At 66.6% G+C, this 16,859-nt stretch carries 12 protein-coding genes and 1 pseudogene; 5 read left to right on the top strand and 8 right to left on the bottom strand.

Annotated elements, in window-relative coordinates:
- Window positions 1–27: 27 nt before the first annotated feature.
- From BJ122_RS16250 to BJ122_RS16230, 5 genes are all read right to left on the bottom strand, one after another.
- Window positions 28–696 (bottom strand): hypothetical protein, encoded by a 669-nt coding sequence (locus BJ122_RS16250; RefSeq protein WP_110782254.1) that lies wholly within the window; start codon window positions 694–696, stop codon window positions 28–30.
- Window positions 697–708: 12 nt separating this feature from the next.
- Window positions 709–1,902, bottom strand: coding sequence for an MFS transporter (locus BJ122_RS16245; RefSeq protein ID WP_110782253.1), 1,194 nt, complete (start codon window positions 1,900–1,902; stop codon window positions 709–711).
- 24 nt (window positions 1,903–1,926) lie between these two features.
- Complete coding sequence (locus BJ122_RS16240) at window positions 1,927–2,316, bottom strand: MerR family transcriptional regulator (RefSeq protein ID WP_027278655.1); 390 nt, start codon at window positions 2,314–2,316, stop codon at window positions 1,927–1,929.
- Between the two features lie 430 nt (window positions 2,317–2,746).
- A complete protein-coding gene (gene map / locus BJ122_RS16235; protein WP_110782252.1) occupies window positions 2,747–3,571 on the bottom strand; it encodes a type I methionyl aminopeptidase in 825 nt (274 codons plus the stop codon).
- A 79-nt stretch (window positions 3,572–3,650) separates the two neighbouring features.
- Entirely contained in the window at window positions 3,651–5,003 is a 1,353-nt protein-coding gene (locus tag BJ122_RS16230; protein WP_110782251.1) for a mechanosensitive ion channel family protein, read from the bottom strand.
- A 171-nt stretch (window positions 5,004–5,174) separates the two neighbouring features.
- On the opposite strand from BJ122_RS16230, the gene BJ122_RS16225 reads away from it, so the two are divergent.
- Complete coding sequence (locus tag BJ122_RS16225; protein ID WP_110782250.1) at window positions 5,175–6,971, top strand: potassium/proton antiporter; 1,797 nt, start codon at window positions 5,175–5,177, stop codon at window positions 6,969–6,971.
- Between the two features lie 9 nt (window positions 6,972–6,980).
- Here BJ122_RS16225 and mepA read toward each other — a convergent pair whose 3' ends face one another.
- Window positions 6,981–7,874 carry a penicillin-insensitive murein endopeptidase gene (gene mepA, locus BJ122_RS16220; RefSeq protein WP_181418973.1) on the bottom strand — a complete coding sequence of 298 codons (894 nt, stop codon included), beginning with the start codon at window positions 7,872–7,874 and terminating at the stop codon, window positions 6,981–6,983.
- A gap of 375 nt (window positions 7,875–8,249) precedes the next feature.
- Between mepA and BJ122_RS16215 the strand changes: the two genes are divergently transcribed.
- Window positions 8,250–10,481 (top strand): putative bifunctional diguanylate cyclase/phosphodiesterase, encoded by a 2,232-nt coding sequence (locus BJ122_RS16215; RefSeq protein WP_110782249.1) that lies wholly within the window; start codon window positions 8,250–8,252, stop codon window positions 10,479–10,481.
- A gap of 70 nt (window positions 10,482–10,551) precedes the next feature.
- Here BJ122_RS16215 and BJ122_RS16210 read toward each other — a convergent pair whose 3' ends face one another.
- Window positions 10,552–11,142: a Tll0287-like domain-containing protein gene (locus BJ122_RS16210; protein WP_110782248.1), complete on the bottom strand. Its 591-nt coding sequence runs from the start codon at window positions 11,140–11,142 to the stop codon at window positions 10,552–10,554.
- Between the two features lie 298 nt (window positions 11,143–11,440).
- Here BJ122_RS16210 and BJ122_RS16205 point away from each other — a divergent pair, with 298 nt between their 5' ends.
- The 3 genes from BJ122_RS16205 to BJ122_RS16195 are packed head-to-tail and all read left to right on the top strand — an operon-like array spanning window position 11,441 to window position 16,302.
- On the top strand, window positions 11,441–13,036 hold the full coding sequence (locus BJ122_RS16205) for a proton-conducting transporter transmembrane domain-containing protein (RefSeq protein ID WP_110782247.1): 1,596 nt from the start codon (window positions 11,441–11,443) through the stop codon (window positions 13,034–13,036).
- Window positions 13,033–15,543 (top strand): YbcC family protein, encoded by a 2,511-nt coding sequence (locus BJ122_RS16200; protein ID WP_110782246.1) that lies wholly within the window; start codon window positions 13,033–13,035, stop codon window positions 15,541–15,543. The genes BJ122_RS16205 and BJ122_RS16200 overlap by 4 nt, the downstream gene beginning before the upstream one ends.
- A gap of 12 nt (window positions 15,544–15,555) precedes the next feature.
- Window positions 15,556–16,302 carry an HAD-IA family hydrolase gene (locus BJ122_RS16195; RefSeq protein WP_110782245.1) on the top strand — a complete coding sequence of 249 codons (747 nt, stop codon included), beginning with the start codon at window positions 15,556–15,558 and terminating at the stop codon, window positions 16,300–16,302.
- 347 nt (window positions 16,303–16,649) lie between these two features.
- Here the strand turns inward: BJ122_RS16195 and BJ122_RS16190 are convergent.
- Window positions 16,650–16,859 (bottom strand): annotated as a pseudogene (locus tag BJ122_RS16190) (IS4 family transposase); the annotation flags it as partial.

Genomic DNA, 16,859 nt, shown 5'->3' with positions numbered 1-16,859 from the left:
TCGACGGCCTGCCGATCAGGCAGGATATTAGCTGCGTTCGGCCAGCCAGGAATCGTGCAGCCATTTTTCGGTGCCGCGCTTGCCGGGCATGGTGATCCAGACGATATCGCGCTCGAACACCATCACCTTGCGATCGGCGCCGACGATCACCCACATCCAGCGGCCATCGGCGGTGTTGCGCATCTTCACCTTCATGCCGGTCAGCGTCAGTTCTTCGCTGCGGCCGTCGCGGGTGACGCGCAGCGGTTCGTCATGCGGCTCGATCCAGCTGATCTTCAGCGAGCGCAGCAGATCGGGCGCGGCCTGCGCCAAAAACTCCATCGCGATCGCCTGCGCCTGGTCGCGGCTCGGCAGCGCGCCGCCGACCAGATCGAGGTCGATGCGGGCGAAGCCTTTGAGCCGGCCATTGGCGGCGATCACGGTGCTGAAATGCTCGCCGCCGAGCGCGGCGTTGCGGCCGTCCGTGCGCTGATAGCGCACCAGTTCGGCGGCTTCGCCATCGACGGTGACGGCGCGGCGGGCGGCCTCGCGGTAGCCAGCCGGCAGATAGCTGTCGATAATCGCGGCGGCGGGGCGGGCGGTGATAGTGGTTGCGGTCATGCTGGTTCCCTTAACTGCGTCGGCGGAGGCGACATTGGTGGCGCTGGCGATCGCGCCAAGTGCGGCGAGAACGCGGGAGAGAGCGGGGCGGGGCATCGGCAGGTCCTTTCAGCTTGGCTGTGCGGTGCGGCGAGTGGTGATGATCAGGCCGAGAGCGGCCACGAGCAGCAGAGCTGCGGGCACGAGCCACAGCGCCGCGGCGGCGAGCGTGGCCAGCCGCTGCGCCAGTGGCGGCGCGAGGCTGGCGCCCAGGAACAGCGCAAAGGTGTAGATCGCGAGCGCCCGGGCGCGATTGCAAGCACTGGCGCGGTTGGCGACCGTTGCGATCAGCCCCGGCACCGCCAGTGCCACGCCGGCCGAGAGCAGCGCGCTTGCGACCAACAGCAGGGTCGGCAGTGCCAAGGCGGCGAGGCCAAGCGCCAGCGCCGCCACCACCAGGCCAAAACTGGCGGTGATCGCCGGGCCATAGCTGCGCGCCAGCGGCGCGGCCGCAAAGGCGAACGCCAGCGCCGGCAGCCCGAACAGGCGCACGGCCTGCGGATCGACGCCGAGCTGCGGCGCGGTCGCTTGCACTCCGCTGAAGAAGCAGACAAAGCCGAACAGCACGGTCAGCGCCGCGGCCCAGGCGGCAATAATGCCGCCATCGCGCAGCAGGCTCGTCGCAGGAGCCGCAGCCGGTGCCGCGCCGGGAAGGTTGGTGGGGCCGGGCGCCGCAGCGGCAAACCATAGCCCGAGCGCGCCGAGCAGATAGCCGGGCGCCAGCGCCAGCATCAGCGCGGCCAGCGACAGGCCGCTCGACGCCGCCAGTAATTGCGCCGCCGGCGCCGCCACCAGAAACGCAAAGCTCATCAGCGACACGCCGAGCGGGCGATGCGGCGGCGGCAATTCCTCGGTCACCAGCGACAGCGCCGCGGGCGGAAAGATCGACGCGCATAGTCCCTGCAGCGCGCGCGCCGCCAACAGCCAGCCGAAGCTCGGCATCAGCCCGACCAGCAGCGTGGCCAGCGCGGTCGCGGCCAGTCCCAGCACAATGACGCGCTTGCGGCCGAAACGATCGGACAGCCCGCCAAAGATCAGGAAGCCAGCGGCATAGGCGATGCCGAACGCGGTGCCGCTCAACGCCGCCTCACCCGGCTCGACGCCGAATTGCGCGCCGATCGCGGCGACCAGCGGGATGGTCAGATAGAGCTGCCCGACCACGGTGAGGCCGCAGACCATCAGCAGCGCCAGCAGCGCGCCGTGCCGGCCGGTCAGGTTGTTTGATTGAAAGCTGACGTTAACTGTAGATTTAGGGCGTGGCATGGCTGTTGGTTCCGGTTGAGGACGTTATTTGCGCTTCGCGTCGGCGATCAGCGCGTGCATACGGGCGATATTGGCGGTGAGGTCGTGCTTGAACGCCGTCAGTTCCTGAAGCTGGGTCTCGGTGCGGCTGAGCTGCGCCTGCAGGATCTCCAGCACCTTTTCCTTGCCTTTGATGCCGGTGGCGTCGGCGAAATACAGGTCGATCACCGCGGCGATATCGTCGAGGCTGAGACCGAGCCGTTTCAGCGCGGCGATCTTCTCAAGCCGCTTCAGCGCGCTCTCGTCGTAATAGCGATAGCCCGAGCCCTCGCGCTCGGCCGGTCGCACCAGGCCGAGCCGCTCATAATAGTGGATGGTGCGGTGGGTGACCCCGGCCCGTTCCGACAACTCCCCGATCTGCATTAGCGACGACAAGACTGACCTCATGTAAACCTGACGTTGGGTGTAGATTGTCGAGAGGCGAGCGCGTTGTCAATGGCGCCGGCGCCGCCAAAGCTGCCCGCGGCAAGGCTGACAGTGGCACGGGGGCAAGCGGCAGGGCTTAAAGCGGCAGGGCTGAAAGCGGCAAGGCTGACGGCGCGAAGGCGAAAAGGCCGGCCCGCGGCGCGGCCCGCGGCGCGGCGGGCGGCAAGGCGCGCTGGCCCAAGCCTGTCATTCCGGGGCGCGCGCATAGCGCGCGAACCTGGAATCTCCCGGCTTTGCGGCGGTCTTTGTCACAAGGTCTGGATTCCAGGTTCGCGCTGCGCGTGCCCCGGAATGACGTGGCGAGGGTGCGCGCCCCGGAATGACGTGGCAAGGGTGCGCGCCCCGGATGTGGTGAGGCGCAGGTGGGCGAGCGGCCCGCTCAGCCCTGCAGCGGCGGCTTGTCGAGGCCCTTCGGCGACAGCGTGAAGATTTCGCAGCCGGTTTCGGTGACGCCGATCGAATGCTCGAACTGCGCCGACAGCGAGCGGTCGCGGGTCACCGCGGTCCAGCCGTCGGACAGCACCTTCACATAGGGTTTGCCGAGATTGATCATCGGCTCGATGGTGAAGAACATGCCCGGCTTGAGCGTGACGCCCTGGCCCGGATTGCCGATGTGAATGATGTTCGGCTCGTCATGGAACAGCCGGCCGAGGCCATGGCCGCAGAAATCGCGCACCACGCTCATCTGCTGCGGTTCGACAAAGCTCTGAATGGCGTGGCCGATATCGCCGGTGGTGGCGCCGGGTTTCACGGCGGCAATACCGCGCAGCAGCGACTCATAGGTGACGTCGATCAGCCGCTCGGCTTTGCGGGCGATCGCGCCGACCGGATACATCCGGCTGGAATCGCCATACCAGCCGTCGACGATCAAGGTGACGTCGACATTGACGATGTCGCCTTCCTTGAGCGGCCGGTCATTGGGCATGCCGTGGCAGACCACGTGGTTGATCGAGGTGCAGCAGCAATAGCGATAGCCGCGATACATCAGCGTCGCCGGGAATGCGCCGTGGCTGAACGCGAAATCGCGCACCAGATCGTCGATATGGGCGGTGGTCACGCCCGGCTTGATCACATCCACCAGCGCGTCCAGGCATTGCGCCACCAGGGCGCCAGCCTTGCGCATTCCGGCAAAGCCGCTCGGACCATGCAGCTTGATTTGTCCGGTTTTACGCAATGCGGTTTCTGAAGCCTCGACATAGCTCATGGATTGGAACGCCTTGAGATGGGAATGTGACGGTCAATCTAGTGATCGTGCCGGTTCGCGCAAGCCAAAGGGGCCGGGGTCATGCCAGCCCAGCGCTAGGAACCGGGCCGCCATGCGGACCGTCGATCGTGGCCTCCACCGCCAGCGCGCCGTCGCGTACCCGGATTTCGCGGATCGGGGTCGGCACCTTGATGCCTTCGCGCTTGAAGGCGTCCCACAGCGCCAACATCACGTCGCTGCGCACGCCGTCCATGCCATCCGGCTCCGAAATCCAGAAAGTCAGGGTGAATTTCATCCCGGCTTCGGCGAATTCGGTCAAAAGGCAGGTCGGGGTCTTGCCCTTGGTGGCGCGCGGCGATTTCGCGGCGATCCCGACCGCCAATTGGCACACCAGCCGCGGGTCGGCCTCGTAATTGGTGCCGAAATTGACCTTCACCAGGGTATTTTTGTCGGTGTAGGTCCAGTTCACCACCTTCTGGGTCACCAGATCCTCGTTCGGGATCAGGAACTCGCGGCCATCGCCCGCCGCCACCGAGATGTAGCGGGTGTTCATCGCGCTGATCCGGCCGGAACTGTCGCCGATCGTGACCAGATCACCCGGTTTCACCGATTTGTCGGCCAGCAGGATCACGCCGCTGATGAAATTGGCGACGATCTTCTGCAAGCCAAGACCGATACCGACGCCGATCGCGCCGGAGAAGATTGCCAGCGCCGACAGGTTGATGCCGACCGAACTCAGCACCACCGCGACCGCGACCACCATCAGGCCGACCCGCACGAGCTTGATCAGCAGCACTTGAATCGACGGCGTCAGGTCGCGCGACTGCGCGATCCGGCCTTCCAGGAACCGGCTGGCGACATTGGTCAGCCACAGCGCGACGCCGAGCAGCACCGTCAGCTTGATCACGAGCAGCGGCGTCAGCCGCAGCCCGCTGATCATGATCGCCACTGAATCGAGCGCATCCACGGTGGCTTCGAGCTGGCCGAGAATGCTGAGCGCGGCGACCAGCCAGGCCGACAGCGACACCAGCCGCACCAGGAAGCCGTTGCGGATCATGCTGGTGGCGAGCCGGATCACCAGCCAAGCCAGCGCCAGCTTGGCAGCGACGGCGAGCAGATAACTGCGGCTGGGCCAGGTCCAGGCGATCATGCCGGCGCGCGCCGCGATCATCACGATCGCGAACACCGCGGTCGAGGCGCTGCCGACCAGCACCCGGCCGAACAGCCGCAGCGGCGCCGGCCAGCCCATGGTCATGTGGCCGAGATCGACGCGCGAGCGCACCACGGCGCCGACTGCATAGCTGATGCCCGTGCCGATCATGATCAGGCCGAGCTGGAAGTAGAACCACGGCGAGGTCACTTCCGCGCCGACGGAGCGCGCTCCGGCGAGCAGGGCCTCGTAAATCGCGGTCAGGTTCAGATCCAGGTCCATCGGTCATCCATCATGCATGCGGGGCAGGGCGGTCGGCTGTGGTGCATACCGAATGCGGGCATTTTAGGCCAGATTGAGAGAAAGACCGGCATTTGCCGGGTGACAGCGGATTGGCGCCACCCCAAGCTACCGATATTGAACATTAAGCGATTCCCGCGCTAGCGAAGGACCATGGCCTCACTCGACGCAGTCAGCATAGCCATTCTGCTCGGTGCGGCGCTGGTGATGGCGGGAATCCTGTCCAGCCTGCTGGCGCTGCGCTTTGGCGCGCCGTTGCTGCTGGTGTTCCTCGGCATCGGTATGTTTGCCGGCGACGCCGGCCCCGGCGGGCTGCGCTTTGACGATCTGCAGACCACCTATCTGGTCGGCTCGGTGGCGCTGGCGCTGATTCTGTTCGACGGCGGCCTGAAAACCCGGTTCCAGACCATTCAGACCGTGTGGGGCCCGGCCTCGATCCTGGCGACGGTCGGCGTGCTGCTGACCGCGCTGATCACCGCGCCGGTGGCGCGCTATGCGCTGGATTTGAACTGGACCGAATCGCTGCTGATCGGCGCGGTGGTGGCCTCGACCGACGCCGCGGCGGTGTTTCTGCTGATCCATGCCCAGGGCTTGCGGCTGCGGCCAAGGGTCGGTGCCACGCTCGAGGTCGAATCCGGCACCAACGATCCGTTCGCGGTGTTCCTGACTTTGATGCTGGTCGAGCTGATCTCAGTCGGCGACGGTTCGCTGTCGCGGGTGCTCATGCATCTGGCCTGGGACGCGCTGTTCGGCGCGGTGTTCGGCATCGTCGGCGGGCTTTTGGTGGTGATGGCGCTCAACCGGGTGGCGCTGCCGCAGGGCCTGCACGCGCCGTTCGTGACCACCGCGGCGCTGGTGATTTTCGGCGCCACCCAGATCGCGCACGCCTCCGGCTTTTTGGCGGTCTATCTCGCCGGCATCGTGATCGGCAACCGGCCGACCCGCGCCCATAATTCGGTGGTGACCTTTCTCGACGCCGCCACCTGGCTGGCGCAGATCGTGATGTTCGTGCTGCTCGGGCTGCTGGCCTCGCCGCAGCGGCTGCTGAGCAGCGCGTTGCCGGCCGTAGCAGTCGCGATGGCCTTGATGCTGGTGGCGCGGCCGCTGGCGGTGTTCATCTGCCTGGCGCCGTTCCGGTTCAGCTGGCGCGAACGGCTGTTCATCGCCTGGGTCGGGCTGCGCGGCGCGGTCGGCATCTTCCTGGCCTCGATCCCGATGCTGGTCGGGCTGTCGCACGCTTATCTGTATTTCGACGTCGCGTTCGTGGTGGTGCTGATCTCGCTGCTGTTGCAAGGCTGGACGCTCGGCTTTGCGGCGCGCAAGCTGCACGTCGCGTTGCCGCGCGCCGATCGCGGACCGCGCCGGGTCGAGCTCGATCTACCAGGACAGCTCGAACAGCAGCTGGTCGGCTACGCGGTGCGGCCGAAAAGCCTGTATCTGAAGCGCGGCCTGATCCCGTCCTGGTCGAAGCCGACGCTGGTGATCCGCGACGAGCGCATTCTCATGCCGGACGAAGCCGCGCCGATCGTGGCCGGCGATTATCTCTATCTGCTGGCGCCGCCGGAAAAGGCCCAGGCGCTCGATCGGTTTTTCACCGACATGGTGCCGAGCGCCATGCCCGACCCGCATCTGCTCGGCGATTTCATGGTGGCCGGCGATGTCACGCTCGGCGACATCGCGGTCGCCTATGGCCTCAGCGTCGATCCCAGCGACGCCCATCTCACCGCGGCCGATTATTTCGACATCCATCTCGATCATGCGCCCAAGCAGGGCGCGACGCTGCCGCTCGATTCGATCGTGCTGGTGGCGCGCAGCATCGGCGGCGGCCGCGTCAATGTGGTGGGCTTGCGGCTGCCGGAGGATGAAGAGGCGCCGCCGCCGCCATTGTCGCCGTTCGGGCGAGTCAAGCGCACCGCGGCGCGCGCCTGGTCGCTGCTCACCGAGCCCTGATCGGCGCACTCACGGCGCCTGCAACACCTGGCGGCAAGCCGGCGGCAGATCGCTGAGCGTCATCGGCGGCCGGGGTGGCGGCGGGGTTTTCGGCGGTTTGGGATGCAGCACCGAGTCGCTGAACCAATAGGCGAAATCCTCGGCCGCGCAGCCTTCGCCGGGCGGCGGCGGCACCTGCGCTTCGCAATCGGTGGCCGAAGCCGGGCACTTGATGCGGATATGGAAGTGATAATCGTGGCCATACATCGGCCGCACCTTGCCGAGCCAGCTGCGGTCGCCCTTGGCCTCGCGGCAGAGCGCCTTCTTGATCGCGGCATTGACGAAGATGCGGTCGACCTCCGGCTGCCTTGCGGCAGCGCGGATCACCGGCAGATGGCTCGGCGTCCAGCTCGCCGGGTCGATATCGAGCCGGTCGGAACGCACCATCATCACCGCCGACATCTCCTCGCGCTCGTTGCGCGACAGCAGGTAGTTCGGCGCCGGCGTCAGCCAGATATCGGCATCGAGGCCGACCTGATGGCTGGCATGGCCGGTCAGCATCGGCCCGCCGCGCGGCTGCGACAGATCGCCGATCAGCAGCCCCGGCCAGCCGGCGTCGCGATGCGCGACGTTTGCCAGCCGTTTCAGCATCGCGATCAGATCGGGATGGCCCCAATTGCGGTTGCGCGACAGCCGCATCACCTGCCAGTGCTCGCCATTGATCGGCAGCGCTTCGCCGCCCGCGAGGCACCCTTTGGCATAGAAGCCGATCGGCTGCGGCGGCAACGCCGCCGCGCTCAGCTTGCGCGCAAACAGCTCTTTGGCGGCCAGCGCCGGATCGGTGGGATTGGCGAGTGCCGGCAGCGGCTTGGGCGTGACGCTGCCTTTGTCCTGCGCGGCCGCGATCGCCATCGTCAGCAGCATGACGAGCGGCACCGTGCAGCAGCGAATCGCAAGCTGGAACATGTCTGCCCATAGCACATCGGCGCGGGTGACTTCACCGCTGCCGCCCGCCGTTTCCGGCAAGCATTGGCTAACCATGCGCGCAGAAAACAGCGGGGAAGCACGGTTCGCGCAATGACTATTTCGTGTGCGACGCGATGATCCAATGCAGCTCACGATTGCTGCAACCGTGGGTTTCATTAGGAAAAACAGCCACGGGTTGTGATCGTTGCTGCTCAATCAGTGAGCAGTGGTAAATCGATCTTCCCGGGCAGCGGCGCCGTTGGCGTTGGCGCGATACCGATTCTTCAGAGACTTCGTGACTCTACTAGGCGGCCACTGAGAGCGAGGCCTGCAATGCCGCCTGATCGGCCGAATAAGAAACGACAACTACCGAGCCACCCCGGCCGCACCTTCAAGCCGATTCGCAAGCCTGCGCCGCAAGCCAAGTGGAAGGGGAAGGACCGGCGGATCGCCGCTGACATCACCGAGGTGGTGCGCAAGCGCGCCGCGGCAGAAGCGGCGATGGCCGAGGCCCGCAAATCGCACGAGCGGCTGCGCGAGGCGATCGATCTGCTGCCGCAGGGCATCGTGTTTCTGGACGCCGAAGGCCGCTACATCCTCTGGAACAAGAAATACGCAGAAATCTACAGCCGCAGCGCCGACCTGTTCAAACCGGGCGTGCGCATGGCCGATACGCTGCGGGCCGGTGTTGCGCGCGGCGACTATCCGGAAGCGGTCGGCCGCGAGGAGGAGTGGATCGCCGAGCGCATGGCCAAGCTCCATCAGCCCGGCGAGTGCCACGAGCAACTGATCTCCGACGGCCGCTGCATTCAGATCGAAGAACGCAAGACCGCCGATGGCGGCATCATCGGCCTGCGCATCGACATCACCGAGCTGAAGCGGCGCGAATCCTCGTTCCGGCTGTTGTTCGACAGCAACCCCGTGCCGATGATCGTCTGCGCGATCGACGGCGAACGCATCATCGGCGTCAATGATGCCGCGGTCGAGCATTACGGCTATTCGCCGGCCGAGTTCCGCTCGCTGACCCTCCGCGACCTGCAAGCCTTCGAGGCCGATCGGCCCTGGGACGGCGATCCGCGCGCCGATGAGCGCGCCGCGCGCACCTGGAAACACGTCCGCGCCGACGGTACGCTGATCGATCTTGCGGTCTATTCGCGCCAGCTGACCTATGACGGCGAGCCTGCGGTGCTGCTGGCGCTGATGGATATCACCGAGCGCAAGCGCGCCGAGATGCGGCTCGCCTTCATGGCGCAGCACGACGGCCTCACCGGGCTGCCGAACCGCAATTCGCTGCGCAAGCGGCTCGATGACATGCTGACGCATACTCGGCGCAGCGACGGCAAGGTCGCGGTGCATTTCCTCGGCATCGACAATTTCAAGGCGGTCAATGACAGCCTCGGCCACGCGATCGGCGACAAGCTGCTGCGCAGCATTTCCCGCCGGCTGCGTTCGACGCTGCGCGACGACGACGTGATCGGCCGGCTGAACTCCGATGAGTTCGCGGTGCTGCAAAGCGGCGTCGAGCGCACCGAAGATATCGTGCTGCTGGCCAAGCGGCTGCTGCATGCGATCGGCGAGCCGTTTCTGGTCGATGGCCATTCGGTGGTGGTCAGCGCCAGCATCGGCATTGCGGTGGCGCCGGGCGACGGCGACGAGTCCGATAAGCTGTTCATGAGCGCCGATATGGCGCTCACCAAAGCCAAGGTGGAAGCGCGCGGCGGCTATTCATTCTTCGAGACCGGCATGGATGCGCGCGCCCAGACCCGCCGCAAGATCGAGTTCGAGCTGCGGCAGGCGTTGCAGCATGAAGTGCTGCGGCCGCATTATCAGCCGCTGATCGGGCTCAGCACCGGCACGATTTCCGGCTGCGAGGCGCTGGTGCGCTGGCCGCATCCGGAGCGCGGCATGGTGTCGCCGGCCGATTTCATTCCGGTGGCGGAAGAGACCGGGCTGATCAATCCGCTCGGCTTGCAGGTGCTGCGCCGCGCCTGCCTCGATGCTGCGGCCTGGCCCGATCCGGTGCGGGTCGCGGTCAATCTGTCGCCGTTGCAATTCCGGGTCGGCAATCTCTTGACCACGGTGATGGACGCGCTGAAACATTCCGGCCTGCCGCCCAAGCGGCTGGAACTGGAAATCACCGAAACGCTGCTGCTCGAAAAGAGCAGTCAGGTAATCGCGACGCTGCATGCGCTGCGCGCGCTCGGCGTGCGCATCTCGATGGACGATTTCGGCACCGGCTATTCCAGCTTGAGCTATCTGCGCAGCTTCCCGTTCGACAAGATCAAGATCGATCAGTCGTTCGTGCGCGGTCTGTGCGCCAATCATGAATTGCAGGCGATCGTGCGCTCGATCATCAGCCTCGGCCGCGGCCTTGGGGTGACGATCACCGCCGAAGGCGTCGAGACCGAAGCCGAGCTGAACTGGCTGCGCTCCGAAGGCTGCCATGAAGCGCAGGGCTTCCTGTTCAGCCCGGGCCGGCCCAACGACGAAATCGCCGCGATGCTGGCCGCGCAGTGCGAGTCGGCGGATGCCGCCGCGCTGCGGATGGCCTCGCGGGTCGCCTGACCGCTTGTAGATGAGCTGGTCCGCGGCAACGCCGCGGACCCTGAACGGTTTTCTCAAAAACGCGATCGCGTTACAGCGTCTTGCTGAGCGTGAACACGCCGCGCAGTTCGCCGGGCTTGAAGCCGGTGGCCTGATCGGCCGGATACAGCTCCTGAATTTTGGCACGGACATTGGCCTTGATGTCGCTGCCATGGCAGTTCAGGCACAATTCGCCGGTCGGGATTGCCTGGATGTGGCGGAACACGCGCTCGCCATTGTGCTCGACGATCTCGGCGCGCTTCAGCGAGGCGGCCGGCTCGCCGGCGGCAATCCTGTTGACGAACTCGGTCATCACCTGCCGTTCGTAATCATCCGGCGCCGACTGCGGATTGCGCACCTTCAGGCTGGTGCGGGCGATATGCCAGCCGCTGCGCTGCGAGGCTTCGGTGGCGAGTTCGGGCGCTTCCTTGTTGCAGAACGTCACCGCGCCGACCGGGCCGGAACTTTCCATCGCGCCCTTCAGCACGCCGAGCAGCCCGCCGCCATAATCCTTGACCAGCGCCGCCGCCTTGGTCTGCAACGCGGCGACATCCTCATTCGCCGTCTGCCGCTGCCGCTCTGAGATCAGCACCAGCGCCACAGCGGCTGCGGCCGCAAGGGCCAGAATGTTCTTACTCTGCATGAGGTGGTTTCCCCTGATCGGTGGCGGAGCGCAACGAGCTTAAGCTAGCGGCCGCCGCGCCGCGAGGTCTGTGATGATGTCACGATCAGCTTGCGGCGGAGCGCGCGCATTGCCGGCCGCCCGGCGCTGCGCCATCGCGCGCACGCGCGCGCCACACCCCGCAGTTTCGGGGTGAGGTCAGGGTGAGGGCGAGCGGTATCGTTCTGTTTTATGCAACGGAACCGAGAAATATTTGTATTTTTTCAATTAGCAGCGGCCTGCTATCCCGGCGCTATCACCATTGCCTTGTGAGGATTGCATGTCTTCCACCGCCGCGACGGTCTTGTTGGCCGCGCCGCTCGCGCTCGCGAGCGTCGCGCTGATAGCGATATTCGAACCCGGATCAAAACCACGGCGCGTTCTGCTCGCCGCGCGTCTCACGTCCCTTGTGCTGCTGGCCGCGGCCGTGGCCGCCACCATCGACGTGGCGCTGCACGGCGCGGTGACGTCGCCGCTGCTCGGCTTCGCCGGGATTGGCCTGTCGGTGCGGCTCGATGCCGTCAGCGTCACCATGCTGACGCTGGTGGCGTTCATCGGCGCGATCATCGTGCAGTTCAGCCGCAACTATCTTGACGGCGATCCACGCCAGGGCGTGTTCATCGGCCGGCTGTGTCTGACGCTCGCCACCGTGATCCTGATGGTGATCGCCGGCAATCTCGCGCAGTTCGTGCTGTTCTGGATCGCGACCAGCTTCGCGCTGCATGGGCTGCTGGTGTTCTATCCGGAGCGGCGCAAGGCACAGATCGCGGCGCGCAAGAAGTTCATCTTCGCCCGGATCGGCGATGTCAGCATCGTCATCGCGGCGATCCTGCTGGCCTCGACCTTCGCCACCACCGATATCGCCACGCTGCTGGCGAGGGCGCAGACCGCGGCGGCCGGCGGCGCCATCCCGGGCAGCGTCGGCATCGCCGCGCTGCTGATTGCGCTCGCGGCGCTGCTGAAATCCGCGCAGTTTCCAACCCATGGCTGGCTGGTCGAGGTGATGGAAACCCCGACGCCGGTGTCGGCGCTGCTCCATGCCGGCATCATCAATGCCGGCGGCTTCCTGGTGGTGCGGTTCGCTGATGTGATGCTGCTGGCGCCGCCTTCGATGCTGGTGCTGGCGATCGTCGGCGGCTTCACCGCGCTGTTCGCCAGCGTGGTGATGATGACCCAGACCAACGTCAAGGGCGCGCTCGCCTGGTCGACGCTGGCGCAGATGGGCTTCATGCTGCTGGAAAGCGGGCTCGGCCTGTTCGCGCTCACCATGCTCCATATCGTGGCACACTCGCTCTACAAGGCGCACGCCTTCCTGTCGGCCGGCAGCGTGGTCGAGAATGCGCGCGCGTCCTGGGTGCCGAGCGCGGCGCGGCCCGGCGCTGCCCGCGCGGTGATGGCGCTGGTGGTGGCGCTGACGCTCTATCTCGCCGCCTCCTGGATGTTCGGCGTCTTCAATCAGCCCTCGGTGCAGGCGCTGGTGCTGGGCTCGATCTTCGCGATGGCGCTGGCGATGTATCTGGCGCAGGCCGGCATCGGCGGACTGTCGCTGGGATCAGCGCTGAGCATGATGCTGGTTGCGGCGGTCACCACCACCGCTTTCGTCGCCCTGCATGTCGGCGCCACCGAATGGCTCGGCGTGGTGCTGCCTTCGCCGCCGCCGGTCGATCCGATCTCGCTGGCGGTGATGCTGATCGCACTCGCGCTGTTCGGCGCGGTCTGGGTGATGCAGCTGGTCGCGCCCTCGCGGCTGGAGAGCCGCCGCTGGCGTGCGGCGCGCGTCCACCTCGCCAATGGGCTCTACGTCAATGCCGCCTGCGATCGCCTGATCGGTGCGCTCGCCCTTCCTTCGACCAAAACTGTGAGGAACCAGCCATGAAGCCGTCACTCTGCTCGACCGCACCGTCTTCTGTGATCAATGGCGAGGGCGTGATGCGCGCGGCGCAATCGGCCGCCTCGCGGATTGCTCCGATCTGGCCGCTGAAAACCTTCGTCGCGGTCAACCCGTTCGTCGGCCTCACCAAGCACGGCTTCTTCGAAAGTGCTGAGCTGATGGCGCGGGCCGCTGGTGCGCGCATGACCATGCCGCGCAGCTTCTATCTCGACGCGCTCGCCAAGGGCGAGCTGCGGCTGTCGGATGTTGCCGAGGCGCTGGCGGCGACGCCGCAGGCGCGCGGGAATTTCGTCGATCCGCAGCAATTGCTGCGGGCCGCGCAGCAGGAGCAGCAGCAACCGATCGCGGTGACGCCGACCATCGCCGATCTCGCCGCGCAGCACAGCGGCGTCGATTGGCCGGCCTTGGTGACGGAACGGATCGCGCTGTTTGCCGCCGATTATTTTGACCAGGGGCAGGCGACCTGGAACATGGTCTCGTATCAAATCGGCCTGTACGCGCAATGGCGCGAGATCGCGCTGATCGATCGCGCCCCGGAGGTCGCCGGGCTGCGCGGCTTCCGCAGCGCCGTCGCCGCGCTGCCGGAAACCGCCGAGCTGCTGCTGCTGAGTGCCAGCAAGCAGCTCGGCGTGCCGGCCGCGGCGCTGGATGGCTATTATCACCGGCTGCTGATGTCGATCGGCGGCTTTGCCGGCCATGCCCGCTACCGGCAATGGCAGCAACAGCTCTATGGCCGGAACGATACCGCGCTGGTGGAATTACTCGCGCTGCGGCTGGCCTGGGATGCGGTGCTGGCGCAGGTGCTGCCCCAGCTCGCCGATCAGCTGCCGTCCTGGCGCGAGGCGCTGACGGCGCCGCTTGGCGAGGCGCAGCGGCGCTCGCTGCTGATCGATGTGGTGTTGCAAACCGCGTTCGATGCCGCCTGGCAGCGGCAATTGGCAACGCAGATCCAGCGGCCGGCACCGCCGCCGCGGCTGCGCGCGCCCAAGGTGCTGGCGGCATTCTGCATCGACGTGCGCTCGGAGCGGTTTCGGCGCGCGCTGGAATCGGTGACGCCGCAGGTCGAAACCATCGGCTTTGGCGGCTTCTTCGGCGTGCCGATCGAATATGTGCCGATCGGCCATCGCCATGGCGGCGCGCAATGCCCGGTGCTGCTGAAACCGAGCCATGTGGTGCATGAGACCGTGCGCGATGCTGCGCCGCTCGAGCCGGCACGGATCGCGGCGCGGCGGCTGGTGCGGCGCTGGGCCGCCAAGGCCTGGCATTCATTCCGGCTCGCGGCGGTGTCGTCCTTTGCCTATGTCGAAACGCTCGGCCTGATGTACGCCGCCAAACTGCTCGGCAATAGTTTTGGTCTGTCGCGCGCCGCGCCGCAGCCGGCGCTGGTCGGACTAAGCCGGTCGGTGCGGCGGCGGCTCAAGCCCGGCATCGATCCGTCGCAAGCCAATGGCCGGCATTCCGGCTTTGCGCTCGGTGACCGGGTCGCGATGGCGGAGACCATTTTGCGCGGCATGTCGCTGACCACCAGCTTTGCGCGGCTGGTGGTGCTGGTCGGGCACGGCGCCACCACGGTCAACAATCCGCACGCCTCGGGCCTCGATTGCGGCGCCTGCGGCGGCCATAGCGGCGAGGCCAATGCGCGGGTCGCGGTCGAGATTTTGGCCGATCCGCAGGTGCGGGCGCAGCTGCGCACGCGCGGCATCGTCATCCCCGAGGACACCGTGTTCCTGGCGGCGCTGCACGACACCACCACCGATGAGGTGCATGTGTTCGAGACCGATCTGGTGCCGGACAACCACAGCGCCGAGCTGGCGGCGTTCCAGCACGCGCTGGCGCTGGCCGGCCGGGTCGCCCGGGCTGAACGGATGCTGCAGTTCGAGCCGTGCGCGCGGGTGCGGGTCGATGCCAAGATCGTCGAGCGCAGCCGCGACTGGAGCCAGGTGCGGCCGGAATGGGGGCTCGCGGGCTGCGCCGCCTTCATTGCCGCGCCGCGCGAGCGCACCGCGGGTCTTGATCTCGCCGGCAAGTCGTTCCTGCACAGCTACGATTGGCGGCAGGACCAGGACTTTGCGACGCTGCACACCATCATGACCGCGCCGATGATCGTCGCGAGCTGGATCAGCCTGCAATATTACGGCTCGACGGTCGACAATGCCGTGTTCGGCTCCGGCAACAAGGTGCTGCACAATGTGGTCGGCACGATCGGCGTGCTCGAAGGCAATGGTGGCGATCTGCGGCCCGGCCTGCCTTGGCAGTCGCTGCATGACGGCGAGCGGCTGGTGCATCAGCCGCTGCGGCTGCCGGTGGTGATCGAGGCGCCGACCGCCGCGATCGAAGGCGTGATCGCCGCTCATGCCGGGGTGCGCGAGCTGGTCGAGGGCGGATGGATCGCGCTGTTTGCCATCGACGACCACGGCGCGCTGACGCGCCGTCCCGCCCGCTCTGCGACCTGGGTGTCGATGAGCCCCGCTTTGATCGATCAAGCCGCCTGACAGGAGGATAGCATGCCGGCCGCGCTGATCTTCGATATCGATGGCACCTTCGCTGAAACGGAGGAACTGCACCGCCTCGCCTTCAACCAGACCTTTTCCGCCTTCGGGCTGCACTGGCACTGGGACCGTCCGCTGTACCGCAAGCTGCTTGCGGTGGCGGGTGGCAAGGAGCGGCTTGCTCACTACGTCACCAATTATGTGCCGCAGGATGCCGGGCGCGTCGATATCGCCGCGCTTCATGCTGCCAAAACCTCGCGCTATGCGGAGATGGTCGCGGAAGGCTCGCTCTGTCTGCGACCGGGGATCGCGCGGCTGCTCGGCGAGGCCGAGCGGCTCAAAATCCCGGTGGCGATCGCCACCACCACCAGCCTGCCCAATGTCGAGACCTTGTTGCAGGCGACGCTCGGCGGTGAGGTGATCGAGGTGTTTGCGGTGATCGGTGCCGGCGATATGGTTTCGGCCAAGAAACCGGCACCGGACGTGTACAGCTACGTTCTCGATCGGTTGGGATGCGAGGGCCGCGACTGCATCGCTTTCGAGGATTCCTACAACGGTCTGTCGGCGGCGCGTGGCGCCGGCATCCCGACCGTGGTGACGCCGAGCTACTACACCGACACTGAGGATTTTGACGGCGCGCTGGCGGTGCTCAGCGATCTCGGCGAGCCGGGCGCGCCCTACCGGCACTTCGCCGGCATCGGTGACGATGACCGCATGGTGACGATCGAGACCTTGGCGCGCTGGCGCGAGCAGCGCGCGTAGTCGCGCGGCATCGTCGCAGTGAGCAGCAGGCCTGACACACACGCGGCCTGCTCCCTCTCCCCGCGTGCGGGGAGAGGGGGGCGAGGGGGCGTTCGCTCAGATCGCAGCTGTTCGGCTACGTCGCTACGTCCCCGCGATTGCAACGGCTCGGCAGCGTCGAAAAGCCCCCTCACCCGGATCATCGCTGCGCGCTGATCCGACCTCTCCCCGCACGCGGGGAGAGGTGACCGCGAGCTCGGTGCTAAGTTGCAGCAGGGATCGTGCAGGCCGTCAGGTGACAGTAGCCCGCTCGATTAGCCGCTGCTTGCTCCCTCTCCCCGCGCGCGGGCACGGCTGTCCGGGGAATGTCATACATAGCAGAAGCTCATCTGGTCGGGCGAGACACGCGGGCGGGCGGCGGAAGGGTTGACTTTGGGAGGCCGGTCGATCTCGGCGAGCTGTTTTCGCGTGAACAGGGATGCAGCGACCAGACCGGCGAAGCGTATCGCGGGCATGACGAGGCGGCTTTCGCGCGCGGCGATCCGCAGCAGCAGATAGGCGATCATGGCAGCCAGGAT

The sequence above is a fragment of the Rhodopseudomonas faecalis genome, assembly GCF_003217325.1.
Taxonomy (GTDB): domain Bacteria; phylum Pseudomonadota; class Alphaproteobacteria; order Rhizobiales; family Xanthobacteraceae; genus Rhodopseudomonas; species Rhodopseudomonas faecalis.
The sequence above is the reverse complement of the archived record's forward strand: the minus strand, read 5'-3'. Positions and strand labels throughout refer to the sequence as shown.

Coding starts and splice junctions, on each gene's coding strand:
- BJ122_RS16250 (WP_110782254.1), bottom strand. CDS start 696: ATGCCCCGCCCCGCTCTCTCCCGCGTTCTCGCCGCACTTGGCGCGATC.
- BJ122_RS16245 (WP_110782253.1), bottom strand. CDS start 1,902: ATGCCACGCCCTAAATCTACAGTTAACGTCAGCTTTCAATCAAACAAC.
- map (WP_110782252.1), bottom strand. CDS start 3,571: ATGAGCTATGTCGAGGCTTCAGAAACCGCATTGCGTAAAACCGGACAA.
- BJ122_RS16230 (WP_110782251.1), bottom strand. CDS start 5,003: ATGGACCTGGATCTGAACCTGACCGCGATTTACGAGGCCCTGCTCGCC.
- BJ122_RS16225 (WP_110782250.1), top strand. CDS start 5,175: ATGGCCTCACTCGACGCAGTCAGCATAGCCATTCTGCTCGGTGCGGCG.
- mepA (WP_181418973.1), bottom strand. CDS start 7,874: ATGCTGCTGACGATGGCGATCGCGGCCGCGCAGGACAAAGGCAGCGTC.
- BJ122_RS16215 (WP_110782249.1), top strand. CDS start 8,250: ATGCCGCCTGATCGGCCGAATAAGAAACGACAACTACCGAGCCACCCC.
- BJ122_RS16210 (WP_110782248.1), bottom strand. CDS start 11,142: ATGCAGAGTAAGAACATTCTGGCCCTTGCGGCCGCAGCCGCTGTGGCG.
- BJ122_RS16205 (WP_110782247.1), top strand. CDS start 11,441: ATGTCTTCCACCGCCGCGACGGTCTTGTTGGCCGCGCCGCTCGCGCTC.
- BJ122_RS16200 (WP_110782246.1), top strand. CDS start 13,033: ATGAAGCCGTCACTCTGCTCGACCGCACCGTCTTCTGTGATCAATGGC.
- BJ122_RS16195 (WP_110782245.1), top strand. CDS start 15,556: ATGCCGGCCGCGCTGATCTTCGATATCGATGGCACCTTCGCTGAAACG.